Origin of the sequence: Ensifer sp. LC11, assembly GCF_001695835.1 — a bacterium.
In the GTDB taxonomy this organism is placed as follows: Bacteria; Pseudomonadota; Alphaproteobacteria; order Rhizobiales; family Rhizobiaceae; genus Ensifer.
Window position 1 is genome coordinate 153,275 of sequence record NZ_MBSO01000002.1, and the last position, 26,798, is coordinate 180,072.

Genomic DNA, 26,798 nt, shown 5'->3' on the forward strand with positions numbered 1-26,798 from the left:
ACCGTTACCATCACCCGAGTTAACGGCGGTGCAGCAGACGCGCGATCTCCGTGGTCAGCAGATGCGGCTCGACCGGCTTCGACAACACGGCATCGGCACCAGCCGCGATCAGCCGGTCGCGCATGTCCTCGCGCGTGTCGGAGGTCAGGACGATGACCGGCAGCCGCGCGAGCGACCGCGACGCTTCATCGGTGCGCAGATTGTGCAATACGGAAAGCCCGTCGCCTCCCGGCATGTTGAGATCGGTAACGAGAAGCTCCGGCATCGAGCGATCAGCGGACGGGCGCAGGGCGTCGGCGACGCCCGAGAAGTCGCCGACCAACTGCACCGAATGCCCCGAACGCTGGAGCACGGTTCGAATGATCAGCGCGTTGACCAGATCGTCCTCGGCCAGCAGGATTCCACGGGCCTCCCTCTGCATGGGAGCCGTCGCCGGCTCCTCGCGCAGAACCGGCCTGTTGTCGTTGATCGCATCGCGTTTCTCGATGCCCTTCAGGCGACCGAGCAGCACCTCGACCAAGGATTTTTCGCGCAAGGGACGGATCAGCCAGGCTTCGTAGCCGTCCATCTGGTTGACCGGATGGCTGTTGCGTTCTTCCGGATTGATCAAATAGGTGCGCCGCACCTCCAGCCGCCCGATGGCCGGCTGCAGCGCCAGCAGTTGCTTGTACTGTTGCGCATGCCGGTGATCGACGATCACGTCGGTCAGCGGCGCACCGCTGGCGAGCACGTCCGCAAGAACATGCTGGGCTGCCGCCAGGGTCGTTGCGCGATGGCAGTGTCCACCAAGTGTTACGATCGTTGCGGCCAGCGCCGCTGAGGCCGGACCGTCGGGCGCCATCACCAGCACGTGCGACCCGGCGAGGCAGGACTGGCGCTCCGGGGTGACGATGTCGACCTCTTCGAGAGGCAGGCGGATTTCGAAACGGCTGCCTCGTCCCGGCGCGCTCGCAGCCGTGAGGCTGCCGCCACAGGCCTGCATGATCCGCCTGGAGATGGCAAGCCCGAGGCCGGTGCCCTTGGCGCGCTGCTCATCGTTTCCGGCCTGCTCGAACTCCTCGAAGATGCGCTTCAGATCCTCTGATGACATGCCCGGCCCGGTGTCGTCGATGCGGATCCGCACGCAGCCGTCGAGCGTATCGGCACTGACGAGGACGCCGCCGACTTCCGTGAACTTGACCGCGTTGCCGACCACGTTGAAAAGCACCTGGCGCAGGCGCGCCGCGTCGAAGGCCATGAGCGCGGGCACGTCGACGGAAACGGTGGCGGCGATTTCTATGCCTTTTTCGTGGGCGCGATTGGAGAGCATTTCAACGACGCTCTCGATCACCCCGCGCGGATCCTGTCGGCTGGGGCGAAACTGGAACCGACCGGCCGAAAGCGACGAGAAGTCAATCAGATCCTCGACGAGCTGGACCAGTGCATGGCCGGATTGCTGCATGCCGGCGAGGTAGTTCTTCTGCTCGCTCGACATTCGTGTCTGGCCGAGCAGATGGCTCATGCCGAGAATGCCGGAAAGCGGCGTGCGGATCTCATGGCTGACGGTGGCAAGCAGCTGCGACTTCGCGCGGCTTGCCTCTTCGGCACGTCTGCGCGCTGCCTCGCGCTCCCGCGCTGCCCTCGCTTCCTCGGTCACGTCGCGCGCAATGCTGTGGCGCATGAGCTTGCCACTTGCGGGGTCGCGCGCGATCACGTCGTGCCAATCGAAAAGGCGGACGCTTTCGCCGGTGGCGATCCGCACGAGATAGTGGTTGGGCGCCGTCCTCGGCTCGAAGCTCAGGCCGAGCGCGGCGCAGGTCAGCCCACGGGCGTCCGACCGACCGCACAGCCGATGGAAGACCGCATTGGCGTGAACGATCTTTCCGTCCATGCCGCGCATGATCGCAAGGTCGCCGAGCGCATCATGAATGGTCGAAAGCAGTGCCGAGGTTTCGGAGCGATGCCAGTCGCCGTCCCGGTCCGCCTCGCCGCCCCCTTCAGCGCCATCGAACGATCGGATGGCTTCGATGGTAAGCAGAAGCACGCCGACCGCGCCGGCTGCAGCAATCGCTGCGGCAAACAGGTGGAAGCCGGCATTCATCCCGATGACGAGAACAAGGCCGGAGGCGACCAGGCCGAGCAATGCGAAGGAGCCATGCTTCAGAGCGGAACGAGCACCACGGGCCGGGGCGTCCTGCGCGGGGGCCGACGGCGGCACGTCGAGCGGTGGCGTCGCCATCGGCGCGGCGCCCTGCGCCCGGGTCTCTCTCCCGAAACCGGATTCGATCCGCTCTATCAGTCGTGACGGTTCGCTCATACGACCCGGCTAACACGACAGGCGTTCCGAATGGCTTCAAGGCATCGGTAAAATCTTAGCGATCCGCCTTTTTCGCGTGCAGCAGCTCATCAAGAATGATCGCACCGGCACCGATGGTGATGAAAGTATCCGCCAGATTGAAGACGGCGAAGGACCACGTCTCGGTATAGAAAAGGATGTAATCGATGACGTAGCCGAAGAGCAGCCGGTCGACGAGGTTGCCGAGTGCGCCAGCGATGATCAGCGCATAACCGAAATGGGCGAAGAACCGGTCCTTCGGCGTACGCTTCCAGAGCCAGAGCACGAAGGCGCAGACGGTAAGCCGCATGCCGACGATGAACCAGCCCTCCATGCCCGACAGCATCGAGAAGGCGACGCCGAAGTTGTAGGTCCGGTAAAGCGCCAGCATCGGCACGACGTGGACTGCCTGATTGAAGGGCAGGTAAAGCTCGACCAGGTACTTGATCACCTGGTCGGCAATGAGCGCGAGAAGGATGAAGACCGCGATCGGCAGCGGACGGGAAAACAGGACCTGTTTCTCGCTCATGCGCGGGCATCCAGGCTCAGCAGGTGACGACGCGCCTCGAACAGCATGATGCCGGTTGCGATCGCAAGATTGAGCGAGTCAGCACGGCCCGCCTGCGGGATTCGCGCCAATGCGCCAGCTTCGCGGGCCAGATCTTCCGGCAGTCCGGCCTGCTCGTTGCCCATTAGAATGACTACGGGCTTCGACTTGTAATCGATGGTGCGGTAGTCGACGGCGCCTGCAAGATGGGTCGCAACCACTTTCACGCCGGCGGATTTCTGCCAGCGGATAAAGTCCTCGGCGCTGGCACGCGCGACCGGCATCGCAAAGACCGACCCCATGGTGGCACGGACAGTTTCAAGCGAGAACGGGTCGGTGGTTTCGCCGACGAGGATGATGCCGGAAGCGCCGGCTGCATCGGCCGTGCGGATGATGGTGCCAAGATTGCCGGGGTCGCGCACCCGGTCGAGCGCCACATAGGTCTGACCGAGCTCCGGCCTCAAATCCTTCAGCGACTGGTAGCGCTGCTCGAAGATGCCGACGACCATTTGCGGATTGTCGCGCCTGGTGATCGTCGACAGGACCTTTTCGCTGACCTCCAGCACCAGGCCGCCCTTGGCGACGGTCTTGGCGGCCACCTGCTCGACATGCGGCTTGCCCTTGGCCGCCTTGGCATAGATCAGCGTCTTGATCTTCCAACCGAGATCGAGCGCATCGATCACCAGCTTCAGACCCTCGGCCATGAAGGACCGCGTCTCGTCGCGGTGCTTCTTTTGTGCCAGCGCGCGGATGTCCTTGATGATCGGGTTGGTGAGGCTCGTGACCTCCTTCACCTGACCGACACGGCCTGCGCCGTGTTCGCTTCTGTCGTTGCTCATTGCGGTACCCAACGGCTGAAAAGAGAGGTCGAAAGCGCCCTGCCCGGCTCGCGGCCGTCAAGCCCGCCTTCGCGGATGATGAGTTCGCCTGACTCCACCCGGCCACCGTGGCCGCGCATCGTCTCGCGCATCAGTTCATGGATTGAATAAAAGCTCGCCCGGATCGAATAGGCGGTCAGCACCAGGCCGCGCGCTTCCGGCGAGAGGATTTCGCGGCAGATGTCGAGCATCGCCGCCAGATGGTCGAAGAGCTGCCAGACTTCGCCATTCGGCCCGCGACCGAATTTCGGCGGGTCAGTGAGGATAATGTCGTAGCGGCTGCCGCGGCGCTCCTCGCGCTGGATGAACTTCATCGCGTCGTCGCAGATCCAGCGGATCGGCAGCTTCTCGGCACGCGCCAGGGCCTGGTTCTCGCGCGCCCAGCCGATCGCCTTCTTCGAGGCATCGACATGAGTGACTTCGGCGCCAGCCTTGGCGGCGATCAGCGAGGCGACACCGGTATAGCCGAAGAGGTTCAGCACCTTGAGCGGCCGCTTGGCCGCCTGCACCTGATCCTTGACCCAGCTCCAGTGCGCGAGCTGTTCGGGGAAGACGCCGACGTGGCGGAACGAGGTGAAGCGGCCATGAAAATCGGTATCGAGAAGCTGCATCGGCCAGGTTTCGCCAAGCACGGCGCCGGGAAAGCGCCAGCGCCCCATGCCATCCTCGTCGGTATCGCCGGTGAAGATCGCATCCGCGTTCTCCCAGACGCTGTCTGGCAGGCTGCGCGGCCAGAGTGCCTGCGCCTCAGGGCGTACGATGCGATAAGGGCCGTATTGCTCGAGCTTCTCGCCGGCGCCGCTGTCGATCAGATGGTAGCCCGAAGTGCCGGATGTCTCGAGAATGAGCGGCACGCGCTCGGCCGGCTTGTCTCCGGTGCGCCGCGCGATCACCCGCGCCGGTGCCTCTTGCACGGCTGGCTGCCTCACCGGTCTTTCGCGTGTCTCGGAGGCCGGCACAGCCGCCTGTCGCTCCTTGAAGCCGCCACCCTTTGCCGGCGTCGGCCGCTTCTGTTCGTGGCGGCCGCCGCCACGCGCTTCGGCGCCGCGGCCCTTGGCCGTCGTCACGGAGGCATTCTTCGACCGCCGGTCCTTTTCCTTCACGCTGAGATCCCTGGGCTTTGTTGGAGCATGCATCGCCTGCCCTGCGCAATATCGGGTACAAGCGGGCAGACACCATGAGGTTTGTCGCCGCAGCCTTGCTCGGGCCGCAGCTTCCATTGAGGTGCAAATAGCATCGCTGATGCTCTTGGCAAAGTCGTTTCCGTTTTGCGAAGATCGGAGTGGGAGAGCCCGTTGCAGATTTTCCTAAGGTGCAACCGCCATAGGGACAAAATTCTGCAGCAAGTCTAAAGTGTTACGTGACCTTTGCGCGTCGTTGCCGGCGCGCGGCGCGGTACGGGGAGGAAAGCGCATGGACATGACCGGCGAAGAGCGAATTGCGGCAGGGCGCGACGCGGTATGGCGTGGCCTCAACGATCCGGAAATCCTCAAGCGGTGCATCCCCGGCTGCCAATCGCTGGAGATGACGTCCCCGACCGAACTGGCGGCCGTGGTGAAGATCAAGATCGGCCCGGTGTCTGCCTCCTTCACCGGCAATGTCGTGCTTTCCAATCTCAACCCACCGGAGAGCTACACGATTTCGGGCGAAGGTAAGGGCGGGATCGCCGGCTTTGCCAAGGGTGGCGCCGACGTCGCCTTGACTGAGGACGGACCAGAAACCGTGCTGCGCTACGACGTCAAGGCAGAGATCGGCGGAAAGCTCGCCCAGCTCGGCTCGCGCCTGATCGACTCGACCGCGAAGAAGCTTGCGCAGCAGTTCTTTTCTGACTTCGGCGCTGCCGTGGGTGGCACGGCGGAAGCATCAAGCTGAGTGGTATTACGACTTGAGGCGATGCTAACCTCAGCCCATCGGCAAAAAACCGACGTCAGTTCTGTGGTGCGGCCAGAGTGGCCTGGGTCGCGAGCTTTTCGGCCTGGCTGCGGTGCTTCTCCGCCTCGCGGTGCCATTTCAGCGCTTCGCTCGCCTCGGTGCGGGCGCGACGCCGGTATTTGCCCTGGCTGAACCACGTCGCAGCTGCACCGAGGATCAGGCCGACGATGACGGCAAGAAACAGGAACACGAAGAACGGCGCGCTGACGGAAAGCACGCTGTCCTCGGGTCGGAACGGGTTCAGTGCCAGCGTCACGCTCTGGCGGTTGGCGACGCTCAGAACAATCAAGATCACGCCGACCGGGACGAGAAAAACGATATTGATCAGTTTCTTGAACATTCAATCGCTCCATCTTGGCGGCGGCCATAGGCCTTCCGGTGGCCTCAGGGGACAACGGGCGCCAATTGCGCCAAAATGCTGACGTCCGGGAAAATCAGTCCTCGTCGTCGCCATTCATGCCGGGATTGAGGCGCTCGCGCAGTTCCTTGCCGGTCTTGAAGAACGGCACCCACTTTTCCTCGACGAAGACGGAATCGCCGGTGCGCGGGTTGCGCCCGGAACGCGACGGCCGGTTCTTGACGGAAAAGGCACCGAAACCGCGAAGCTCTACCCGGTTGCCTGCCGCGAGCGCGTCTGTGATCTCATCGAGAACCGCGTTGACGATATTTTCGACGTCGCGGTGGTAGAGATGCGGATTGCGAGCTGCAACAATCTGCACCAGTTCTGACTTGATCACTGTCGCCCCCTCAAATTCTTGTTTGTTTTGCTTTTTCGGTCTGCATTGTGATTACCGCAAGGCGCTGCACGGCATTTGCAAAATCACCGGCAGCGCTCGACGGCTCAGGCTGGGTATATGTCGCCTTACTCATTGGCCATCAACCTGCCAAACCGAAACAAGACCGTCAAGAAACAACTTGTCGCCCGCAATTTTTTCGAACCCGCTCATCGCCGGAAAAGCGTCATATCCCAACATCTTGATCCAGTTGGCAGCGACCGCACCGAGCCCAAAAGGCAGGGTCTTTCGCGGCGCCTCCCAATCGACGATCGGCAGGTCCTTCGAGACTTTTTTCTCCGCCAGGAAGGCGCGAATTTCGTCCTCACCGCCGAGCGTGTCGACGAGCTTGGCCTTCAACGCCTGGCGGCCGGTAAAAATGCGCCCGTCGGCGAGCAGCAGCGCATCGGGACGCGGCAGCTTGCGGCGTTCGGCAACCAGATCGACGAACCAGGCATAGCTGTCGTCGATCATCGACTGGATCATCGCCTTGGCCTCATCGCTCGCAGGATGGAAGGGCGACGGCTCTGCCTTCAGCGGGCGCGACTTGACCGATTCCAGCGATACGCCGAGCTTGTCCATCAGGTCCTTGATCTGCGGATACTGGAAGATGACGCCGATTGAGCCGGTAATCGAGCTTTCGCCGGCAACGATCGTGTCACCGGCAAGCGCAATCATGTATCCCGCCGAAGCGGCAAGCGTGCGGACATCGGAAACCACCGGCTTCTTGGCAGCAACCTTGCGGATCGCCTTGTAGAGAACTTCGCCGCCATAGGTCGTGCCGCCCGGCGACGAAATCGTCACGACCAGGGCCTTCACGGAATCATTGTCGGCAATCCTCTGCAGGCGCTCAAGAAGCTCACGGTCATCCTGGATCAGGCCGGTGATGGTGACGCGCGCCACCTGTTGGCGGCTGCGACCGACATTGTCGGCCACGCCGGACCAGGCAAAGATCGCAAATGCTGCCACAACGAGCAGGCCAGCCACCGCCCAGCGCCAGAAGCTCAATTTCCTGCGCAGGCTGCGGCGATCGGCGATGGCGAGTTCGTCCATGTGGGTTTCTCCCGAATTGTTGGCGCAGCTTCTGTCAGTTTCCGCGGGAACGTGCTATCTGCGCGCGCAGAGGCATATTCCATAAACGCGCTTGGCCACGGTTGAAAGCCGCAGCTGGCGTTTTCGTGTTTCACCCGAGTTTTTTTGCGGCGCCATTGTGCGACCGCAAAAAGTATCCATATTTGCGACGACTTACACCATTGTATGTAAATGACCCTTTGCCGGGTCAGCGACCAAAGAAGCAGAACCGACAGGCCCTTCCATGTTGAACCATGCGCCAGCCCCGGGCATCTTTGCCGATACGGGTGCGAGCTCCGCCGACGCCTATGCGCTCGCCGCGCGGCATTCCGCGCGCGTGCGTCGGCTGAAGGTCATCCTGCCCGTCGTAGCCGGAATTATCGCAATCGCCTTCGCGGCCGTGTCCTTTGTCAGGGCCTTCATGCCTGTTGACCTGCAACTCGAAACGGCGACGATCGAGAACGGCAAGATCGTCATGAAAAATCCGGCGATTTCCGGCCGCAACAAGCAGGGCATCAGCTATTCGATGAAGGCGCAGCGCGCGCTCCAGGATATTGCCAATCCGGATATCATTACGCTGCAGACGATCCATGCGGAAATGCCGATGAAGGATTCGATGATCGCGACGGTCGACGCCACCAACGGCATCTATGACCGCGGCGCCAACACACTCGACATGAACGCCCCGTTCACCATTTCCGTGAATAATGGCATCAACGCCGACTTCCAGTCGGCCTATCTGGACATCAATGCCGGCGAGATGGAAACGAAACGCCCCGTTGCGATCAGCATGAAGGGCGGTTCGATCATTGCGCAGACGCTGCGAATGACGGATAAGGGACGTATTGTAATATTTGAGGGCATGGTGAGGGTGAACGTCGAGCCCGCCGCCATCCGCAAGAACGCGAAATAGAAACCGGTGCACTCCATGTCGGTCACAACCGCCTCATTTTTCAAGATTTCCGCCAGCCTGGCCATTGCCGGCCTTGGCGCTTTGATCATTGCCTCCGGCGCCTCCGCGCAGGCCACGTCCAGCAAGATGAAGGGCCTTGAACTCTCCAACGACCAGCCGATCCAGATCGAGAGCGACAAGCTCGAGATCAAGGACCCGGAGAGCAAGGCGATCTTTACCGGCAACGTCAAGGTCGTGCAGGGCACAACGACGCTTCAGGCCGGCAACATGGTGGTCTACTACAAGTCCGGCGGCGGCTCGGTTTCGAGCGGCGACGCCGACATCGACCGCATCGAGGTCAGCAACAAGGTTTTCCTGAGTTCAGGCACGCAGCAGGCAACCGCCGACACCGGCTCCTTCGACATGACGAAGCAGGTCTTCGTGCTCAAGGGCGAAAAGGTCGTGCTGTCGGAAGGCAAGAACGTCTTCGTCGGCTGCCAGCTTAACGTCCAAATGGAAACCGGAGAGGCTCAGCTCGACGCCTGCGGCGGCCGCGTGCAGATCCAGCTCGACCCGAAGTCCCGCAAGCAGAACTGACGTAGACCGCTCGTGCAACTTCCCTTTCTCCACAAGCGCAAACGGGTCCGTAAGCCGTCGGCGACAGCCGCTGTCGCCTCCGGGCATGCAGTCGACAAGGCGCGCTATGACGGCACGCTGATCGCCCGCGGCCTGACGAAGGCCTATCGCGAGCGCCGGGTCGTCAATGGTGTTTCGCTGGTGGTGCGCCGCGGTGAGGCCGTGGGCCTGCTCGGCCCGAACGGCGCCGGCAAGACCACATGCTTCTACATGATCACCGGCCTTGTCCCGGTCGACGAAGGCTCGATCGAGATCAATGGCAATGACGTCACGACCATGCCGATGTACCGGCGCGCGCGCCTCGGCGTCGGCTACCTGCCGCAGGAAGCGTCGATCTTTCGCGGGCTAACGGTGGAGGAAAACATCCGCGCCGTGCTCGAGGTGCACGACAAGAACCTGGAGCGGCGCGAGAGCAAGCTCAACGATCTGCTCGGCGAATTCAACATCACGCACCTGCGCAAATCGCCGGCGATCGCGCTTTCCGGTGGCGAGCGGCGGCGCCTTGAAATCGCGCGCGCACTGGCGACCGATCCGACCTTCATGCTGCTCGACGAGCCCTTTGCCGGCGTCGACCCGATCTCGGTTGCCGATATCCAGGCGCTTGTCCGACATCTCACCTCGCGCGGCATCGGCGTGCTCATTACCGACCACAATGTCCGCGAGACACTTGGTCTGATCGACCGCGCCTATATCATCCATGCCGGCGAAGTGCTGACGCATGGTCGCGCCAACGACATCGTCACCAATCCTGACGTGCGCAGGCTCTATCTCGGCGACAATTTCAGCCTTTGAAGTTGCTGGCGCGGCGATTCCGGCCGCGACGCCGCTTGACCAAACCTTTCCGATAAGCAATTTTTGGGCCAAGTAATAAGAGGCCCGTCCGACAACAGGAAAACAACGCGGGCCTGGAGAGATTTCTCGGGAGTTTCGCGTCAGCATGGCACTGTCCGCCAGCCTACATCTGCGCCAGTCCCAGTCCCTGGTGATGACGCCGCAGCTCATGCAGTCGATCCAGCTGCTGCAGATGACGCATCTCGAACTCAATCAGTTCATCGCCCAGGAAGTCGAAAAGAACCCGCTGCTCGAGTTTCAGGCGAATGACGACCTGTCAGGCGCACCGGAGCGCCCGGACGGCCCGGACGCCCTCGCAGGGGATGAAGCTCCGGGCGGCGAGGCCGGCGGACAGGTCGATCTCTACGACAGCGCCACCTCCCCTTCCGCAGAGCAGCTCGGCGAGCAGCTCGACGCCGATTTCGCCAATGTCTATCAGGACGATACCGCACCGCAGCGCGCCGATGCGCCGGAGCTGCTCGGCCAATGGAAATCGATGCCCGGCGGCAGCGAAGGCGAGGACTACGATCTCGACGACTTCGTTGCCGGCCGCAAGAGCCTGCGCGACACGCTGCTGGAACAGCTTCCTTTCGCGCTCTCAGACACATCGGATCGGTTGATCGCCCAGCACCTCATCGACCAGCTCGACGATGCCGGCTACATTCAGGCCGATATCGCGGAGATCGCCGATCGCCTGGGCGCGGCCCATGCTGACGTCGTGCGGGTTCTGCTCACGCTGCAGCAATTCGATCCGCCGGGCGTGTTCGCACGTTCGCTCGGCGAGTGCCTGGCCATCCAGTTGCGCGCCCGCGACCGGCTTGACCCGGCGATGGAGGCATTGGTCGCCAATCTCGAACTGCTGGCGCGGCGGGACTTTGCAAGCCTCAAGAAGATCTGCGGCGTCGACGAGGAAGACCTGATCGACATGCTGGCGGAAATCCGCAAGCTCGATCCAAAGCCCGGCACGAGCTTTGAGACCAGCGTCAGTGAGGCGATCGTGCCCGATATCGTCGTGCGCGCAGCACCCGACGGATCCTGGATGGTCGAACTCAATCCGGACGCCCTGCCCCGCGTACTGGTCAACCAGGATTACTTCGCGACCGTCTCGCGCGGTACGCAGAAGAACAGCGCCGACCAGGCCTTCCTCAACGAGTGCCTGCAGAACGCCAACTGGCTGACCCGCAGCCTCGATCAGCGTGCCAAGACGATCATGAAGGTCGCGACCGAGATCGTCCGCCAGCAGGACGCCTTTCTGGTGAACGGCATCGGCCATCTCAGGCCATTGAACCTGAAGACAGTCGCCGATGCGATCAAGATGCATGAATCGACCGTCAGCCGGGTGACCTCCAACAAGTACATGCTGACGCCGCGCGGGTTGTTCGAGCTCAAGTACTTTTTCACCGTCTCGATCGGCTCGGCCGAGGGTGGAGACAGCCATTCGGCAGAAGCCGTGCGCCATCGCATCCGCACGATGATCCAGGAAGAGAGCGCCGAGGCCGTGCTTTCCGACGACGACATCGTCGACAACCTCAAGCGGGCCGGTGTCGACATTGCCCGGCGCACCGTCGCCAAATACCGGGAGGCGATGAACCTCCCCTCCTCCGTGCAGCGGCGACGGGAGAAACGCGCGCTCGCCAAGGCTTCCGGCTTCTGACCGGCGCCAAACCTTAAGCCGCGTTAACTTTTTTGCGACCTTCGATTGACTCTCTCCGACACAGGCGATATGAGCCCGCCGCAATTGCCGGGGACATGCTCGCCCCGGAAGCATACCGGTGCGACCGGTGGCTGCGACAGAGGCGCCCCGCAAGTCTGAAAGGCTTGGATGACGGGACCGCTTGGAATAGACTGGCTGCGCAAATCACGAACGAGAGAGGAAACTCCATGAGTGTGCGTGTATCCGGTAAACAAATGGAAATCGGCGATTCGTTCCGCGCCCGCATTGGCGAGCAGATCGAGCAGGCCGTAACCAAATATTTCGACGGAGGATATTCAAGCCAGGTCACTGTGGAAAAGTCCGGGCCGCGCTTCAGCGCCGACTGCAAGCTTCATCTCGATACGGGCGTGGTTATGCAGGCGAACGGTCAGGCGAACGACCCCCAGGCTGCGTTTGACGCGGCGTCGGATCGCATCGAAAAGCGTCTGCGCCGCTACAAGCGGAAGCTGAAGGATCACCATAACGGCAACGGACAGAACGCTGCCGAGGTGGCTTACACAGTGATGGATTCGGTGCCCTTTGAGGACGACGAAGTTCCCGAGGATTATGCGCCGACCATCGTCGCCGAGAGTTCGAAACAATTGAGGACCATGTCTGTCGCAAGCGCCGTGATGGCGCTCGACATGACGGATGAGCCCGTCCTCATGTTCCGGACGCCCGGCAAGGCCGAACTGAATATCGTCTATAGGCGCAACGATGGAAATATTGGCTGGATTGACGCCGCCAATATCAAAGCATGAGCGGAAAAAGGGGGATGCCGGCGCGCCGGCATCCCCCGCACGCTAATCAGCGGGCACGCCGGAAAATGTGACTTTTCTGTGCATGGAACCCGCCATGACAAAGATGGTTAGAGCCATTGCGACGCATTTATGATGATGTTGTCCGGCTCTAACCGGCGAACGAGGACAAAAGAATGGCATTGGCAGGTCTGCTGCATCAAAATGCGATCATCCCGGCCATGAGGGCCAACTCGAAAAAACAGCTCCTTCAGGAATTGGCGGCAAAAGCATCTAAGATCACCGGGCTTCCCGAGCGTGAAATCTTCGACGTGATCCTGCAGCGGGAGCGCCTTGGCTCCACCGGTGTCGGCAATGGCATCGCCATTCCGCACGGCAAGCTCAACAATCTCCCCTCGATCATCGGCATCTTCTCGCGTCTGGAAACGCCTGTCGATTTCGAGGCCCTCGATGATCAGCCGGTCGACCTCGTTTTCCTTCTGCTCGCTCCGGAGGGTGCTGGCGCCGATCATCTCAAGGCACTGTCGCGCATCGCCCGCGTTCTGCGCGATCACGACATGGTCGCCAAGATCCGCTCGAGCGATTCCGCCAGCGCGATCTACACGCTGCTCGACGACGACGCGACCTCGCACGCAGCCTGAAGCTCTCAGCGGGCGCGTCCGATCGGGCGCGCGATGCCACCGGAACCTCTGGTCAGTAAAGCTGGCCACGGTTCAAATGATCGATGAAAATCCGGAACAGCGCGCCTTGGCCCGAAATCCCGAGCCGGCGATAGATGTTCTTGCGATGGATGCGCACCGTTCCCTCGGTAATGCGCATCACCTTGCCGATCGAGAGGTTGCTATGTCCCCTCAGGATCAACCGCACGATGTTGCGTTGCTGCTTGGTCAGCCGGTCTGAACAAAGGCTCTCGAAGGCCGTCTCCATGGCATCATCGCCCGCTTCAGATGGCGGCGGTGCAATGGTCTGGCCCTGTTGCCGCCAGTTCGATCTGACCGCTTCGCGCACGATCGGCTCGTAAACGCGCAGTCGCGAGAGCTGCGCGTCGCTGAAAGGCTCGGCGCCGCGGCCGCGCATCAGCGAATAGGTGGCCTGCAGGCCGCCATCCAACGGGATGACGAAACCCACTTCCTCCACCAGAACGCCCGATTCCATCGACACGCAGGGATGCACCTCGGCAGAAGACGAGAAGTCGGACTGGAAGAAGCGGTCTGGCGCCAGCTCACGCATGCGCCAGAGCCCGGCCGGCTGGCCGGCGCAACAGGCAACGTAGAAGGGGTCGAGCAGATAGGCTCCGCCGAGATAGGCGGCAAGCGCGCTCGCCGAGACTTTGGCCGTATAACCGTCGTGCAGCACGATTGGCCTTGCGTCATAGGGATAGGCAAACGCGACCGAGAGGTCGAAGGTGGCGACCGATCGCAGCATCCGGTCGAGCGCCCGGCCGAAATCCTGCGTGCCAATCAGACCGATCATCGCTGAAATATCAGCGGATTCCCTCGCCAGCATTCCCTTATCGTCCCCCGACCCCGCGTATCCCCCATGGGATATCGACAGGCCCTGCTTCGTCAACAATAATTCCCTGGGAGAGAGAAACCGGTCTGTCGAGGAACGGATCGTCATTGGCGATCGCCACGACGGACACCCACGGGAGGACGCAATGGCAGGCAGGCTTTCAGGCAAAGTGGCACTGATCAGCGGCGGTGCGGGTGGCTGTGGCCTTGCCGCATCCGAGCTGTTTGCGCGTGAAGGCGCCAAGGTCGGCATCGTCGACCTGCCGCGCAGAAAGGGTGAGGAGGTGGCAGCCGCAATCCGCGCCAAGGGCGGCGAAGCGATTTTTGCGCCCGCCGACGTCTCCGTCTCCACCGAGGTGACCACCGCCGTCAAGGCGGTCGAAGCGGCGTTCGGCGCCATCACCGTGCTTTTCAATCATGCCGGCATTCTCGCCGTCGGTCCCTTCCTCGAGGTCGAGGAAGAAGAGTGGGAGCGGCTGATGGCGGTCAATGTGCGCAGCATGTTCCTGATGACCAAGGCGGTATTGCCGGGCATGCTTGCCGCCGGCGGCGGCAGCATCGTGTGCACCTCGTCGATCTCGGCCGTGGCGGCAACCCCCATGGAGGTGCTCTACGACACGACGAAGGGCGCCTGCCACATGTTCGCCCGCGCCATTGCCGTCGAGTTTCGTGACCGCGGCATTCGCTGCAACGCCGTCTGCCCGGGCTTCATCGCCACCGACCATGGCAAGCGCGAACTGGTCGGCCTCAGCAAGTACGGGGTCGACGTCTCGGATGCGGCGATCGCCGCGCAGCAGGGCCGCATGTGCGATCCGAAGGAAGTGGCAAGCGCGGCCTTGTTTCTGGCGAGCGACGAGGCGAGCTTCGTCAACGGCACGCATCTGTTCGTCGACAATTGCTTTACGGCGGTTTGAGGGAGGGGAAAATGCTTCAGGCAGGTGGCCACTGGCGCAACTGGGTCGGAAATCAATCATGCATCGTGCGCAATCGCGGCGCGCCCGAAAGCGAGGCTGCCCTTTCCGAGATGGTGCGCGAAGCGACGTCTCAGGGACTAAACGTGCGTTGTGCCGGCTCCGGCCATTCGTTCACGCCAGTCGCGCTGACGAGCGGGCTGCATCTGACGCTTTCCAGCATGCAGGGCGTCGTCAACATCGACCAAACACGCAAACGCGTCGCCGTCAAGGCCGGCGCCACCATCAACCAGCTCGGCAAGGTGTTGAAATCCAGTGGGCTGTCACTGATCAACCAGGGCGACATTGACAGCCAGGCGCTCGCAGGCGCGCTGACGACCGGCACGCATGGGACCGGGGCCAAGCTCGGAAACATGGCCTCCCAGATCGTCGGCATGCGCCTGGTTCAGCCGGATGGCAGCATCCTCGTCGTTGATGAGACGACACCCGACCTGCTGGAGGCGGCGCGAGTGTCGATCGGCATGCTCGGCGTGATCTCGGAGATCACATTGCAGGCAATGGACAGCTACAACCTGCATGAAAGGCTCTGGCGCTGCACCTTCGACGAGATGATCGAGCAGCACGACGACCTCGCCGCCAAGCACCGGCATTTCGGTTTCTTCTGGTGCCCGATCCCTGAGAGCCGGCACTGCTACTGCCTGCCGGACACGGCCTCGGTCTCGACCACCGACCGGACGTCGGACGTCTGCGAAATGAAGGTGATCGACATTACTGACGCACCGCCGATGGAGCACGGTTTCGAGAAGATCGCCTATTCCTCCGAGATCTACCCGATCGAATATGTTCCGAACTTCCACGAGCTCGAATATGCGGTGCCCGTCGCCCACGGCAAGGAGGCGGTGAAGGCGGTGCGCAAGCTGATGCTGGAAAAGCATCCGACCTGCATCTACCCGATCGAATACCGCTTCACCGCCGGCGACACCGGCTGGATCAGCCCCTTCTACGAGCAGGATTCAATCACGCTCTCGGTTTCGGGCGAGCCTGGCACTGATTATTGGGAGTACCTGAAAGACGTCGATACGATCCTGCGCCAATACGGATCGCGGCCGCACTGGGGCAAGCTGCACTTCCTGGGCGCCGAGGACGTCACGGCACTCTATCCGCGTGCCGCCGACTTCCGAGCGCTTCGGGCAAAGGTCGATCCGGAAGGGCGCTTCCTCAACGATCACCTGCGCCAGCTCTTCGGGTAGCGAACGCAGCACCCGCACCAAAGAAAAACGCCGCGCGAGGTTTGTTCGCGCGGCGTTTTTCATTTGTCTTTTGCGATCAGGCGACCGGCGCGTCGCCGTTCTCGGCAGCCACGACCTTCGGGCCGCCCTTGGAAACGCCGACCATGGCCGGGCGCAGCACGCGGTCGCCGATCACGTAGCCGGCCTGGACGACCTGAAGCACCGTGTTGTTCGGAACCTCTGCGTTCGGGATCTCGAACATCGCCTGGTGGAAGTTCGGGTCGAACTTCTGTCCTTCCGGCTCGAGCTTCTTGACGCCGTGGCGCTCGAGCGCCGAGAGCATCGCACGCTCGGTCATCTCCACGCCTTCGATCAGCGCATTGAGGCCGGTTTCGCCGGCTTCCTTGGCTTCCGCCGGAATAGCGTCGAGTGCGCGGCGCAGATTGTCCGAAACAGCGAGCATGTCGCGGGCAAAGCCGGCGACGGAATAGGACTTGGCATCCTTCACGTCGCGCTCCGTGCGGCGGCGCAGGTTGTCCATCTCGGCCGCAAGCCGAAGGTATTTGTCGCGCAGCTCGTTGTTTTCCGCCTTGGCGAGCTCCAGCGGATCGGGCGCGGCAGGCGCCGCGGCTTCAGCGGCGTCGGCAACCTCCGGCGCGGCATGGTTTGCCTCGTCGGCGGCCTCGGGTCCGTGCTTGTTCGTTTCGTCGGTCATGACGTTCTCCGCAGTTCGTCTGTGTCGTCCTTCATTTCTACGAGCCGCAAGCCTTTGCTTGCGTCTCAGCGAAATGCCCAGTGACTGGATTTGCAGCCGATATCGAGGTTTGGGGCCGAAAAATCAAGGGTTCAATCGCGTTCCTGCAGCGCCGCGCGTCTTATTGGACACGCAAAGGCCGCTCTGGCGCCTTGATTTCAACGCGAAAGCCGCGACATCAGTTGCGCGGTGTAGTCCACCATCGGCACGATACGCGAGTAGTTGAGCCGTGTCGGACCGATGACGCCGACCGCGCCGACGATGCGGTCCTCGCCGTCACGATAGGGCGCGACGATCAGGGAAGAGCCGGAAAGCGAGAACAGCTTGTTTTCCGAGCCGATAAAGATCCGCACCCCCGGCCCGCTTTCGGCAAGATCGAGCAGCTCGATCATGCTGTCCTTCTTCTCGAGGTCGTCGAAGAGCATGCGCAGCCGGTCGATGTCCTCGGCGCCCTCGAGCCCTTCGAGCAGATTGGCGCGGCCACGCACGATCAGTCGCGCCGGTTTCTCATCGCCCTCGTTGCCCGACCAGATGGCGAGACCACGTTCGACGAGGTCCTGCGACAGGGCGTCAAGCTCGCCGCGCACCGTCAGCTTCACTTTTTCGAGCTGTGCGCGCACCTCGGCGATCGTCTGTCCGGCAAGATGCGCGTTGAGGAAGTTGGCGGCTTCGGTGAGCTGAGAGCTGGTGACGCCCGCCGGCAGCTCGATGATGCGGTTTTCCACCTGATCATGCTCGCCGACGAGAACCGCAAGCGCTTTGGTCGGGGCAAGTCGGATGAATTCCACGTGCTTCAGCACGGGATCGGCCTTGGCCGTGATGACGAGGCCTGCGCCGCGCGACATGCCCGACAGCATCTGGCTCGCTTCGGTGAGCAACGCGTCCACCGGCTGGGTATGGTCATCGCGCCGCACGTGGCGGTCGATGGAAGCACGGTCCTCGGCCGAGAGGTTGCCGACCTGCATGAAGGCGTCGACGAAGAAGCGCAGGCCCGTCTGGGTGGGCAGCCGTCCGGCGCTGACATGCGGCGAATAGATGAGACCGAGATCCTCAAGATCGCTCATCACGTTGCGCACGGAGGCGGGAGAAAGCGACATCGGCAGCAGCCGCGACAGATTGCGCGAGCCGAGCGGCTCGCCGCTCGTCAGATAGGTTTCCACGATGCGGCGGAAGATTTCGCCCGAGCGCTCGTCCAGTGCCGCGGCGATTTCCTTTGCTCCGGGATTGCGCAGTACCATGTCACTCCACATTTGCAGGCACATCCTGCCGTGCCGGGAATATAGTGTCCCCGCCGCCCGATGGCAAAAGGGAAAAAACGGCCGGCTGCCCGGCTATCCACCGGTTCCCTTTACCTCTGCCATGCTCTACAGCGCCGCGCGTCGCTAGACGCGCTCAAGGTCGCTGTAGCGCTTCAAACCGCTGCATAATTTTGTCCCTAAATCGATTTCGATTTAGGGAATTATGCAGTAGAAGGCTCTGCAGATACGATAGGAGTTGACGATGCGGCCATCCGGCAGAAAAACCGACCAAATGCGCAAGGTTTCCTTCGAGCGCAATTTTTCCAAGCACGCGGAAGGCTCCTGTCTGGTCCGGTTCGGCGACACGCACGTGCTGTGCACCGCCAGCCTGGAAGAAAAGGTTCCGGCCTGGCTGCGCAATGGCGGCAAGGGCTGGGTGACCGCCGAGTATGGCATGCTGCCGCGCGCCACCGGCGAACGCATGAGGCGTGAGGCCGCCAACGGCAAGCAGAGCGGCCGCACCCAGGAGATCCAGCGCCTGATCGGCCGGTCGCTGCGCGCCGTCGTCGATCTGCCGGCGCTCGGCGAGCGCCAGATCTCGATCGACTGCGACGTCATCCAGGCCGATGGCGGCACCCGCACGGCCTCGATCACCGGTGCCTGGGTCGCGCTTTACGACTGCCTGAAGTGGATGGAAGCCCGCAACATGGTCAAGGTCGAGAAGGTCCTGAAGGATCATGTCGCGGCCATCTCCTGCGGCATCTTCGCCAACCAGTCGGTGATCGATCTCGATTACCTCGAGGATTCCGCTGCCGAGACCGATGCCAATTTCGTCATGACCGGCACGGGCGGCATCGTCGAGATTCAGGGCACGGCCGAAGGCAAGCCGTTCTCGGAGGAAGAATTCGCAAGCCTGATGGGTCTCGCAAAGAACGGCATTGCCGAACTGGTCGCGCTGCAGAAGCAGGCGATCGCCGGCTGACGAAAGGACCTTAAGATGGCCCCGGCGCTGGAAGGCATTCTCGAGACCGCACTATATGCGGACGATCTCGACGCCGCCGAGGCCTTCTATGGTGGCATTCTTGGACTGCAAAAGATTACGCGTGCCGGCAACCGCCATGTGTTCTTCCGCTGCGGGCCTGGCGTGCTCTTGATCTTCAATCCGGCCGAGACGCTGAAGCCGCCGATCCCGCACGGCACGACCGGCCAGGGCCACATGTGTTTCCGCGTTTCCGCCGAGGCGCTGGACGCCTGGAAGGCGAAGCTGGAAGCGACGGGCATCGCGATCGAAGCAGACACGCGCTGGCCGAACGGGGCGCGGTCGTTCTATTTCCGCGATCCCGCCGGCAACAGCCTCGAATGTGCGGAACCGGGCCTCTGGTCCATCGAATGAACACGAAACGAGACACCATGCGCAAACTAGACAACAAGACGCTGATCGTCGCCAGCCACAATGCCGGCAAGATCCGCGAAATTCGCGATCTCATCGGCCCGCTCGGTTTCGAGGCGAAATCGGCGGCGGACCTCAACTTCATCGAGCCCGATGAAACCGGCACCACCTTTGAGGAGAACGCGACGATCAAGGCGCTCGCCTCGGCCAAGGCTTCGGGGCTGCCGGCGCTTTCGGACGATTCCGGTCTTGCGATCGATGCGCTCGGCGGCGCGCCGGGTGTCTACACCGCCAATTGGGCGGAGCGCGAGGATGGCAGCCGCGACTTCGCCATGGCCATGGAGAAGGTCGAGAAGGCTCTGCAGGACAAGGGTGCGACCACGCCGGTCGAGCGTAGCGCACGCTTCGTCTCGGTGCTCTGCCTTGCCTGGCCGGACGGCCATGTCGAGCTCTTCCGCGGCGAGGTCGAAGGCTTCGTCGTCTGGCCGCCGCGTGGCAGCCAGGGCTTCGGCTATGATCCGGTGTTCCAGCCGAAAGGCTACGACACCACCTTCGGCGAAATGAGCGCCGACGAGAAACACGGCTGGAAGCCGGGTGACGCGGAGGCCCTGTCGCACCGCGCCCGCGCCTTCAAGATTTTTGCCGAGACCTGCCTCGGAGCGTGATCGGAGCGGGATGAGGAAAAGTGTGTGCGGCTTTCCGCCCGCATCCGCTCCCTATTAAAGGTGACCATGAGAGACGCAACGATGCAGACGGCCACGCTATCGGCGATCGGTGATGGCATGGACCCCGGTTTCGGGGTCTATGTGCATTGGCCGTTCTGCGCAGCCAAGTGCCCCTATTGCGACTTCAACAGCCACGTGCGCCACCAGCCGGTGGATCAGCCGCGCTTCGTTGCCGCCTTCCTCAAGGAAATGGAAGAAGTGCGCGAGCTCTCGGGACCGCGTACCGTCACCAGCATCTTCATGGGTGGCGGCACGCCGTCGCTCATGGAGCCGACAACGGTGGACGCGATCCTCTCCGGCATCGCCCGCCGTTGGCACGTTCCCGATGGCATCGAAATCACCATGGAGGCCAACCCTTCGAGCGTCGAGGCGACCCGTTTCCACGGCTATCGCGCCGCCGGCGTCAACCGCGTCTCGCTCGGCGTCCAGGCGCTGAACGACCGCGACCTCAAATTCCTCGGGCGACTGCACAATGTCGAGGATGCGTTAAAGGCGATCCGGCTCGCGCGCGAGATCTTCCCGCGCATGTCCTTCGACCTGATCTATGCCCGCCCGAACCAGACGGTCGAGGACTGGGAGCGCGAGCTGAAGGAGGCCGTTTCCTACGCGGTCGACCACCTGTCGCTTTACCAACTGACGATCGAGGAAGGCACGCCATTCTTCGGCCTGCACAAGGCCGGCAAGCTGATCGTTCCCGACGGAGAGCAATCGGCCGTGCTCTATGAGGCGACGCAGGAGATTACTTCATCGATCGGCATGCCGGCCTACGAAGTTTCGAACCACGCCCAACCGGGCGCCGAGAGCCGGCACAACCTCACCTATTGGCGCTATGGCGACTATGCCGGCATCGGTCCCGGCGCGCACGGCCGTCTCGGTGTCGGCGGCGGCAAGATTGCGACCTCGACAGAGCGCAAGCCCGAGGAATGGCTGCGCCTGGTCGAGACCTACGGCCACGGCATGGTCGAGCGCGAGTCGCTGGATCTTGAGGCGCAGTCCGATGAATTGCTGCTGATGGGCCTGCGCCTCAAGGAAGGCGTCGATCTCGCCCGCTGGCAGACCCTCTCCGGCCGTGATCCGGACCCGGAACGCGAGCAGTTCCTGATCGACCACGGCTTCATAGAGCGGCTCGGCAACTCGCGCCTGCGCTGCACGCCGGCCGGTATGCTGATCCTCGACGCGGTGGTCGCCGATCTCGCCTGCCCTTAAGGCGGTAACGACGCAGTTCCGGACGAAACCGCGTCGCACTTTTTCCTGAAGTTGCTTCTGGTTGGCCTTCGCCGGCTACAGGCTCAATCGAACGTTTCGCCCGAGAGCGGGGTGGCAACCATGGAAGGACGCCGTTCGAACGCATCGAACCAGCGCGTCAACTGCGGCCGGTTGCGAAACGACGGCAGGTTGCGGAAGGCCATCCAGGAGAGCGTGGTCGCAAGCGCGATCTGGCCGATATCGACATCCGCCTCCGGGCGGAACGTCTGCTCCAGCCAATCATAGGTCACCTCGATCTTCTCTTCGTAACCCTCGGCGAGCGCCGGATAACGCAGATGTTCCGGCCGCCGCTCCCATTCCCAGCGAAGCCCGATGCCGGTCTGGGCAAGGACCTGGGCCACCGACTGCAACCGCAGCGCCCGCCAGCGCGGCTCGCCGTTTTCGGGGATGAGCTTGCGCCCCTGATGCAGGGTATCGAAGAAAGCGCAGATGACATCGCTGTCGAAGATCGGCTCCTGCCCCTCGCGCAGCAGCACTGGGACCTTGCCAAGCGGGTTCTCCGCATAGACTTCGTCGTTGCGCCGCGTCGGGCTGGTCTCGTGGTGGATGACCTTGACCCGGTCGGCGAGGCCGATCTCATGAGCAAAGACGAGCGCCTTGCGGGCGAAGGGGGAATGGGTCTGGTAGTAGAGGATCATGTTTGCCTCGCGGGATTTGGCGTGAATTGCTGGTCCCGCGAAGAGATATTGCATTCAAGGCGATAAAGGCGCTCTGTTTTTCAGCCCCGCCTGCAAGTTTGTTTCGCGACGACCTACTTTATCGGATCGCCTTTCAGGCGATTGAGTTCGATGCCCTTGGCAACGAGCCGGGCGACCTGCACATCGTCGACATCGTCGGTGCTCCGCAGGCGAATATAGGCCATGTCACCCTTGCCGCCGCCCTTTTCCAGGCGAGGATCGAGATCGACCATCTCGGCGCCACGCCAGAAGCCGAAGGTAACGTGATCCTTTGCGCCTTTGAGAAGGCAGACCGCACCACCGGCTTCATAGATGGGATGCCCCCACTTGACGAGGTCGGTGAGCCCGCCTGCGGCAACGAGAGCTGCATGCAGCCGTTTTGCCACCTCGGCCGGGACACCGGAAAGACCGGCAATGTAGTCGTTGACTGTCTTGGTCATGGTCGTCTTCCGATCGTTTATTTGAGGACTTGTCAGTTCTTGAGCGGGATGAGGCTGCGCAGTCGCGGGTCTCTCAGCCACAGGCCGCCCCAGGCGATAACGCCGAGATAAAAGCCGAAGAGCAGGTGGGTGAAAAGTGGGCTTCCCGCCCGCAGATGCGTCGCCATGGCGCCGCCGAGATAGCCGGTGAGCAGAATGGCGCCAAGGATCGAAGTCCGCGGCATCACATAGAGCACTGTGCACAGCAGAGTGAGCACACCGAGCAGCCGCGCCAGCCCCTGGTCGGCGGGGTAACCGAGCGCCACCATCGTCTCAGTGACGACCTGAAGCGGCACGAGCTTGATGGACGCATCGAAGACCAGGAAGGCGACGAGTACACCGCTGAGGACGCGGCCGAGGATGACGGACTTTGCCGTCGGCGCAGGGATTGCAATGCTGGTGTTCACTGGGGTTTCTCCTTGGATCTCGTTTTCAGTCCAAGGACGAAGCAAGACGACCGATGCCGACAGAGGCCTCCGCTTTTTTATCTTTTTTCCGCGCGGCCGCTTTCAGTCCCCACGTCTTCATCGAGCTTGTCGAGCTGCATGCGAATGTAGGCGCATTCGGCAGCGTTGGTCGCGAGCGCGATGGCATGATCGAAGGCGACGCGCGCCTCGCGAGCCTTGCCGAGCTGCTTCAAGAGGTGCCCGCTCAGGCCATGGAAATAGAAGTAACCCGACAGTTTTTCAGCCAGCGGCGCGATCAATGCGAGTGCGGCTTCCGGACCCTGGCGCTTCGAGACGGCGACGGCCCGGTTGAGCGTAATGACAGGCGAGGGCTGCAACCGCTCCAGCGCCTGATAGAGCAGATCGATCTGCGCCCAATCGGTCTCCTCGGGCCGCTCGGCGCGGGCATGCAGCGCGGCGATCGCCGCCTGGATCTGGTAGGCGCCGGGCTGGCGGTGGCGCATCGCCCTGTCGATCAGGGCCAGCGCTTCGTCGATCAGCGGCCGGTTCCACAATCCGCGGTCCTGGTCTTCAAGCAGAATGACGGCTCCATCCGCGTCGAAGCGGGCCCGCGCCCGGGAATGCTGGATCATCATCAGCGCCGTCAGCCCCATGATCTCCGGCTCCGCCGGAAACAGCTGCAGCAGCAGACGCCCGAGCCGGATCGCCTCGCCGCAGAGATCGGCCGAGACGCTTTCCGGCCCGTTCATCGCCGAATAGCCCTCGTTGAAGACGAGGTAGACCATCGTCGCGACCGCAGCGAGCCGATCGGCGCGATCGGCGGCATCCGGCGTCTCGAAGGCAAGGCCAGCGGCCGCAACGCGAGACTTGGCGCGGGTGATGCGCTGCTCCATCGCCGCCTCGCTGACGAGGAAGGCCCTGGCGATCTGCTTGACCGACAGGCCCGAGACGATGCGCAGCGCCAGCGCGATCTGCTGCGTCGCGGGCAGGGCCGGATTGCTGCAGACGAACAGCAGCCGAAGAATGTCGTCGCGGTAGTGAGAACCGTCGAGCCGATCGGCGAGGCCGCTCTCCTGATCCTCGAGGTCGGAGAGAATTTCTTCCGGCGGCAGCGCCGTCTCGCGTGACTGGCGGCGGACCTTGTCGATACCGCTGTTGCGGCCGACAAAGATCAGCCAGGCCGCCGGATCACGCGGCGGACCGCTTTTCGGCCAGGTCTTCAGTGCCCGGATGCAAGCCTCCTGAAACGCTTCTTCGGCCGTATCGAGATTGCGGAAGTAGCGCAACAATGCACCCACTGCCTGCGGCCGTGCCGAAACGAGTGCGAGGTCTATCCAGGCGGTGTCTGTCATGAAGCAAGCTCACTGGGTTTGTAGATGGTAAGGGGTCGGACTTCATAGGAGCCGGACGATGGGTTTGCTGTGCCAAGGTCGCGCGCGAATTCGAGCGCCTCATCCAGGGACACGCAGTCGATCACGAAAAAACCGAGCAACTGCTCCTTGGTTTCGGCGAAGGGGCCGTCGGTGATGATCGTCTCGGCATGGCTGTGCCTGAGCGTCGTTGCCGACGATGTCGGCATCAGCCGCGCGATCGGTCCAAGTTTGCCGGCTTCGGCATATTTGCGCTCGACCGCCGCCATGTCCCGCATCACCCTTTCGTCCTCCTCCTTGCTCCAGGTATTCGTGACATTTTCGTTGTTGTAGCAAAACACAGCGTAAAGCATCGGAACTCCTGCTCCTCATTCAAAGACGGTGGCGGCAAGCAATAGCCGACAACCCCGGTGAAAAAAACAGGGCCGGTGGTGCTTTCGCCCACCGGCCCGCAATACGTGCAACAAGGAACGCTCAGACGTTCTCGCGGCACTCTAAGGTGGGGTCGACGGCCGGCCGAGAAAAGAGACGCAGAAGCCGTCCGTCGATCGCCGCGAGCCCGGCGGCAATCAAGGTCATGCCGATGAAATGCTTGGGCTCCAGCGTTTCGCCAAGGAACATCGCGCCGAGCAGAATGGCGCTGACCGGGATGAGGAAGGTCACCAGCATCAGGTTGGTGACGCCCGCCGTTTCGAGGATGCGGAAGAACAGGACATAGGCGAGCGCCGTCGAGATCAGGGCGATGCCGACGATCGCCGCCCAGACGTCGAGGCCGGGCATCGGCAGCGACCAGGGGTGATCGACGAGCAGCGACAGCGGCACCAGCATGATGCTGGATGCAGAAACCTGGCCGGTCGCCGTCACGATCGGCGCCACGCCCATGCGCTTGAAGCGGCGGGCAAAGACGCCGGCGAGCGCATAGGAGAGCGCCGCACCGAGAACGGCAAGCTGGGCAAGGAGGTTCGAGCCGAGGCCGCCAAGCGCTGCCGGCCCGATCATCATGGCGACGCCGAGGAAGCCGACGGCGACGCCGGCGAAGCGGTTGACCGTCAGCTTCTCGTCATCGGTCAAAAGATGCGCCACGATCACGCCGAAGAGCGGCGTGGTGGCGTTGAGGATCGAGGCAAGGCCGCTTGCGATATGCGTCTGCCCCCAGACAATCAGCGAGAAGGGGATCAGGTTGTTGAGCAGACCCATACCGAAGAAGGCCAGCCAGACGCGACGGTCCCGCGGCATCGACAATCCCATCACACGCACGATGACGAGCAGCGCGATCGCCGCGAGGCTGACCCTGAGCGCCACGATGGTGACAGGCGGCAGCGCCTTGACGGCGACACCGATGAAAAAGAAGGAGCCGCCCCACAGCAGGGACAGAAGGATCAACATACCCCATTCGCGGGCTCCCATAACCTTGGCTTGAAGCGGTTGTACCATCGCAGAAACCCCAATTGCGTTTGTCAGACTAAATCATGACATTGTTGACTACCGTGAATTTTTGCCATTATTCTCAGGGTATCAGGTCATTAACAAACGATCATTTCTCGATGTATGATTGAGTTTAGCTAAATCATGGCAACATTCCTTCCCTCCCTCGCCTCGCTTCGCGCCTTCGAAGCGACGGCGCGCCACTTAAGCGTGACCAAGGCGGCGCACGAGCTCAGCGTCACGCCGGGGGCCGTCAGCCTGCAAGTGCGGGAGCTGGAGCAGACGTTGGGCGTAACGCTTTTCGAGCGCCGCCCGAGGCAACTCGTATTGACCGAGGATGGCAGCAGCTATTTCTGGACGCTCCGGCGCGCGTTCCGCATGATGCGGGAGGCGACCGAGGAGCTGACGGCGCGCAAGCGTGCGCCGGTGCTGACGGTGAGTTGCACGCCGACCTTCGCCGCCCAATGGCTGGTGCCACGGATCGGCGCCTTCGAGCAGCAGGTGCCTGGAATCGATGTCCGCATCAGCACCACGAACCGACTGACGGATTTTGAGAATGACGGTGTCGACGTCGCCATCAGGCACGGGCTGGGGCGCTATGACGGCCTTGTCAGCGAGCGCCTGATCGATGACGACCCGGTGCCGGTCCTCCATCCGGCGCTCAAGCAGAAACGCCCGCTCGACACACCAGCCGACCTCGCCGCGCATGTGCTGCTGCACGACGTCCACCGCCAGGACTGGCGATTGTGGCTCGACGCGGCAGGGGCCGACCACGTCGACCCCGGGCGAGGACCGGTGTTCGTCAACAGCAATGGTGCCATCGAAGCGGCGAAAGCGGGTGATGGCGTCGCGCTGGTGCGCTTATCGCTGGTGATGCGGGAGCTTGCCGAAGGCGTCCTGGTCGCCCCCTTCCCGGAGGGTGTGATGACCGGCCTTGCCTATCATCTGGTCTATCCGCCGGCTGCCCTCGACCGGCCGCCGGTCGCTGCCTTCCGTGCCTGGATCATCGGGGAGGCTCGCGCAGAACAGATCAGCGAACACCTGGCAGTCAAGACCCCCAAGAAACCGACGCTGAAAGCAGTCCAATAAAC

General features: G+C 62.7%; 30 protein-coding genes. 14 read left to right on the forward strand and 16 right to left on the reverse strand.

Annotated features, from left to right (window positions below; translation table 11 throughout):
• Positions 1-19 precede the first annotated feature (19 nt).
• From BBX50_RS01685 to BBX50_RS01700, 4 genes are all read right to left on the reverse strand, one after another.
• Positions 20-2,080, reverse strand: coding sequence for an ATP-binding protein (locus BBX50_RS01685; protein ID WP_244513251.1), 2,061 nt, complete (start codon positions 2,078-2,080; stop codon positions 20-22).
• A 271-nt stretch (positions 2,081-2,351) separates the two neighbouring features.
• Complete coding sequence (gene lspA, locus BBX50_RS01690; protein ID WP_065773588.1) at positions 2,352-2,843, reverse strand: signal peptidase II; 492 nt, start codon at positions 2,841-2,843, stop codon at positions 2,352-2,354.
• A complete protein-coding gene (locus tag BBX50_RS01695) occupies positions 2,840-3,700 on the reverse strand; it encodes an RNA methyltransferase (RefSeq protein ID WP_065773589.1) in 861 nt (286 codons plus the stop codon). Before BBX50_RS01695 ends, lspA begins: the two co-directional genes overlap by 4 nt.
• Positions 3,697-4,842, reverse strand: coding sequence for a class I SAM-dependent rRNA methyltransferase (locus BBX50_RS01700; RefSeq protein ID WP_065773590.1), 1,146 nt, complete (start codon positions 4,840-4,842; stop codon positions 3,697-3,699). Before BBX50_RS01700 ends, BBX50_RS01695 begins: the two co-directional genes overlap by 4 nt.
• Before the next feature lie 310 nt (positions 4,843-5,152).
• Between BBX50_RS01700 and BBX50_RS01705 the strand changes: the two genes are divergently transcribed.
• The gene (locus tag BBX50_RS01705; protein WP_065773591.1) at positions 5,153-5,611 is read left to right on the forward strand and encodes a carbon monoxide dehydrogenase subunit G; all 459 of its coding nucleotides are present in this window, start codon (positions 5,153-5,155) and stop codon (positions 5,609-5,611) included.
• Positions 5,612-5,666: 55 nt separating this feature from the next.
• Here BBX50_RS01705 and BBX50_RS01710 read toward each other — a convergent pair whose 3' ends face one another.
• From BBX50_RS01710 to sppA, 3 genes are all read right to left on the reverse strand, one after another.
• A complete protein-coding gene (locus BBX50_RS01710) occupies positions 5,667-6,011 on the reverse strand; it encodes a DUF1049 domain-containing protein (RefSeq protein WP_065773592.1) in 345 nt (114 codons plus the stop codon).
• 94 nt (positions 6,012-6,105) lie between these two features.
• Positions 6,106-6,408, reverse strand: a complete 303-nt coding sequence (locus tag BBX50_RS01715; RefSeq protein WP_025425688.1) for an integration host factor subunit beta — start codon at positions 6,406-6,408, stop codon at positions 6,106-6,108.
• A 129-nt stretch (positions 6,409-6,537) separates the two neighbouring features.
• Positions 6,538-7,497, reverse strand: a complete 960-nt coding sequence (gene sppA / locus BBX50_RS01720) for a signal peptide peptidase SppA (protein WP_065773593.1) — start codon at positions 7,495-7,497, stop codon at positions 6,538-6,540.
• A 262-nt stretch (positions 7,498-7,759) separates the two neighbouring features.
• Between sppA and lptC the strand changes: the two genes are divergently transcribed.
• From lptC to ptsN, 6 genes are all read left to right on the forward strand, one after another.
• Positions 7,760-8,428, forward strand: a complete 669-nt coding sequence (gene lptC, locus BBX50_RS01725; protein WP_065773594.1) for an LPS export ABC transporter periplasmic protein LptC — start codon at positions 7,760-7,762, stop codon at positions 8,426-8,428.
• 15 nt (positions 8,429-8,443) lie between these two features.
• Positions 8,444-9,004, forward strand: a complete 561-nt coding sequence (locus BBX50_RS01730) for an LptA/OstA family protein (RefSeq protein ID WP_065773595.1) — start codon at positions 8,444-8,446, stop codon at positions 9,002-9,004.
• Positions 9,005-9,016: 12 nt separating this feature from the next.
• On the forward strand, positions 9,017-9,835 hold the full coding sequence (gene lptB, locus BBX50_RS01735; protein WP_043615614.1) for an LPS export ABC transporter ATP-binding protein: 819 nt from the start codon (positions 9,017-9,019) through the stop codon (positions 9,833-9,835).
• A gap of 145 nt (positions 9,836-9,980) precedes the next feature.
• The gene (gene rpoN / locus BBX50_RS01740; protein WP_065773596.1) at positions 9,981-11,528 is read left to right on the forward strand and encodes an RNA polymerase factor sigma-54; all 1,548 of its coding nucleotides are present in this window, start codon (positions 9,981-9,983) and stop codon (positions 11,526-11,528) included.
• Positions 11,529-11,755: 227 nt separating this feature from the next.
• On the forward strand, positions 11,756-12,328 hold the full coding sequence (gene raiA / locus BBX50_RS01745) for a ribosome-associated translation inhibitor RaiA (RefSeq protein WP_034797455.1): 573 nt from the start codon (positions 11,756-11,758) through the stop codon (positions 12,326-12,328).
• Between the two features lie 173 nt (positions 12,329-12,501).
• The gene (ptsN, locus tag BBX50_RS01750; RefSeq protein ID WP_065773597.1) at positions 12,502-12,966 is read left to right on the forward strand and encodes a PTS IIA-like nitrogen regulatory protein PtsN; all 465 of its coding nucleotides are present in this window, start codon (positions 12,502-12,504) and stop codon (positions 12,964-12,966) included.
• Positions 12,967-13,018: 52 nt separating this feature from the next.
• Here ptsN and BBX50_RS01755 read toward each other — a convergent pair whose 3' ends face one another.
• The gene (locus BBX50_RS01755) at positions 13,019-13,798 is read right to left on the reverse strand and encodes a helix-turn-helix transcriptional regulator (RefSeq protein ID WP_244513247.1); all 780 of its coding nucleotides are present in this window, start codon (positions 13,796-13,798) and stop codon (positions 13,019-13,021) included.
• Positions 13,799-13,982: 184 nt separating this feature from the next.
• Between BBX50_RS01755 and BBX50_RS01760 the strand changes: the two genes are divergently transcribed.
• A complete protein-coding gene (locus BBX50_RS01760) occupies positions 13,983-14,750 on the forward strand; it encodes an SDR family NAD(P)-dependent oxidoreductase (RefSeq protein ID WP_065773599.1) in 768 nt (255 codons plus the stop codon).
• Positions 14,751-14,761: 11 nt separating this feature from the next.
• A complete protein-coding gene (locus BBX50_RS01765) occupies positions 14,762-15,997 on the forward strand; it encodes a D-arabinono-1,4-lactone oxidase (RefSeq protein ID WP_065773600.1) in 1,236 nt (411 codons plus the stop codon).
• A gap of 76 nt (positions 15,998-16,073) precedes the next feature.
• On the opposite strand, the gene grpE is transcribed toward BBX50_RS01765, so the two are convergent.
• Together grpE and hrcA are read right to left on the reverse strand one after the other, a co-directional pair.
• On the reverse strand, positions 16,074-16,691 hold the full coding sequence (grpE, locus tag BBX50_RS01770; protein WP_065773601.1) for a nucleotide exchange factor GrpE: 618 nt from the start codon (positions 16,689-16,691) through the stop codon (positions 16,074-16,076).
• 197 nt (positions 16,692-16,888) lie between these two features.
• Entirely contained in the window at positions 16,889-17,968 is a 1,080-nt protein-coding gene (hrcA, locus tag BBX50_RS01775; RefSeq protein WP_065773602.1) for a heat-inducible transcriptional repressor HrcA, read from the reverse strand.
• Positions 17,969-18,230: 262 nt separating this feature from the next.
• On the opposite strand from hrcA, the gene rph reads away from it, so the two are divergent.
• From rph to hemW, 4 genes are all read left to right on the forward strand, one after another.
• Positions 18,231-18,950 carry a ribonuclease PH gene (gene rph / locus BBX50_RS01780; RefSeq protein ID WP_065773603.1) on the forward strand — a complete coding sequence of 240 codons (720 nt, stop codon included), beginning with the start codon at positions 18,231-18,233 and terminating at the stop codon, positions 18,948-18,950.
• 15 nt (positions 18,951-18,965) lie between these two features.
• On the forward strand, positions 18,966-19,361 hold the full coding sequence (locus BBX50_RS01785; RefSeq protein WP_065773604.1) for a VOC family protein: 396 nt from the start codon (positions 18,966-18,968) through the stop codon (positions 19,359-19,361).
• A 17-nt stretch (positions 19,362-19,378) separates the two neighbouring features.
• Positions 19,379-20,023: an RdgB/HAM1 family non-canonical purine NTP pyrophosphatase gene (gene rdgB / locus BBX50_RS01790; RefSeq protein WP_065773632.1), complete on the forward strand. Its 645-nt coding sequence runs from the start codon at positions 19,379-19,381 to the stop codon at positions 20,021-20,023.
• Between the two features lie 81 nt (positions 20,024-20,104).
• Complete coding sequence (gene hemW / locus BBX50_RS01795) at positions 20,105-21,289, forward strand: radical SAM family heme chaperone HemW (RefSeq protein ID WP_065773605.1); 1,185 nt, start codon at positions 20,105-20,107, stop codon at positions 21,287-21,289.
• Positions 21,290-21,372: 83 nt separating this feature from the next.
• Here the strand turns inward: hemW and BBX50_RS01800 are convergent, their stop codons facing one another.
• From BBX50_RS01800 to BBX50_RS01825, 6 genes are all read right to left on the reverse strand, one after another.
• Positions 21,373-21,987, reverse strand: coding sequence for a glutathione S-transferase family protein (locus tag BBX50_RS01800; protein ID WP_065773633.1), 615 nt, complete (start codon positions 21,985-21,987; stop codon positions 21,373-21,375).
• A gap of 113 nt (positions 21,988-22,100) precedes the next feature.
• On the reverse strand, positions 22,101-22,466 hold the full coding sequence (locus BBX50_RS01805; RefSeq protein WP_065773606.1) for a DUF1801 domain-containing protein: 366 nt from the start codon (positions 22,464-22,466) through the stop codon (positions 22,101-22,103).
• A gap of 32 nt (positions 22,467-22,498) precedes the next feature.
• Positions 22,499-22,912, reverse strand: a complete 414-nt coding sequence (locus tag BBX50_RS01810) for a DoxX family protein (RefSeq protein ID WP_083213866.1) — start codon at positions 22,910-22,912, stop codon at positions 22,499-22,501.
• A 77-nt stretch (positions 22,913-22,989) separates the two neighbouring features.
• Entirely contained in the window at positions 22,990-24,264 is a 1,275-nt protein-coding gene (locus BBX50_RS01815) for an RNA polymerase sigma factor (RefSeq protein ID WP_065773607.1), read from the reverse strand.
• Positions 24,261-24,635, reverse strand: a complete 375-nt coding sequence (locus BBX50_RS01820; RefSeq protein ID WP_065773608.1) for a YciI family protein — start codon at positions 24,633-24,635, stop codon at positions 24,261-24,263. The genes BBX50_RS01815 and BBX50_RS01820 overlap by 4 nt, the downstream gene beginning before the upstream one ends.
• 121 nt (positions 24,636-24,756) lie before the next feature.
• On the reverse strand, positions 24,757-25,689 hold the full coding sequence (locus BBX50_RS01825) for a DMT family transporter (protein WP_065773635.1): 933 nt from the start codon (positions 25,687-25,689) through the stop codon (positions 24,757-24,759).
• A 162-nt stretch (positions 25,690-25,851) separates the two neighbouring features.
• On the opposite strand from BBX50_RS01825, the gene gcvA reads away from it, so the two are divergent.
• Positions 25,852-26,796: a transcriptional regulator GcvA gene (gene gcvA, locus BBX50_RS01830; RefSeq protein ID WP_065773609.1), complete on the forward strand. Its 945-nt coding sequence runs from the start codon at positions 25,852-25,854 to the stop codon at positions 26,794-26,796.
• The last annotated feature ends 2 nt before the right edge of the window (positions 26,797-26,798 follow it).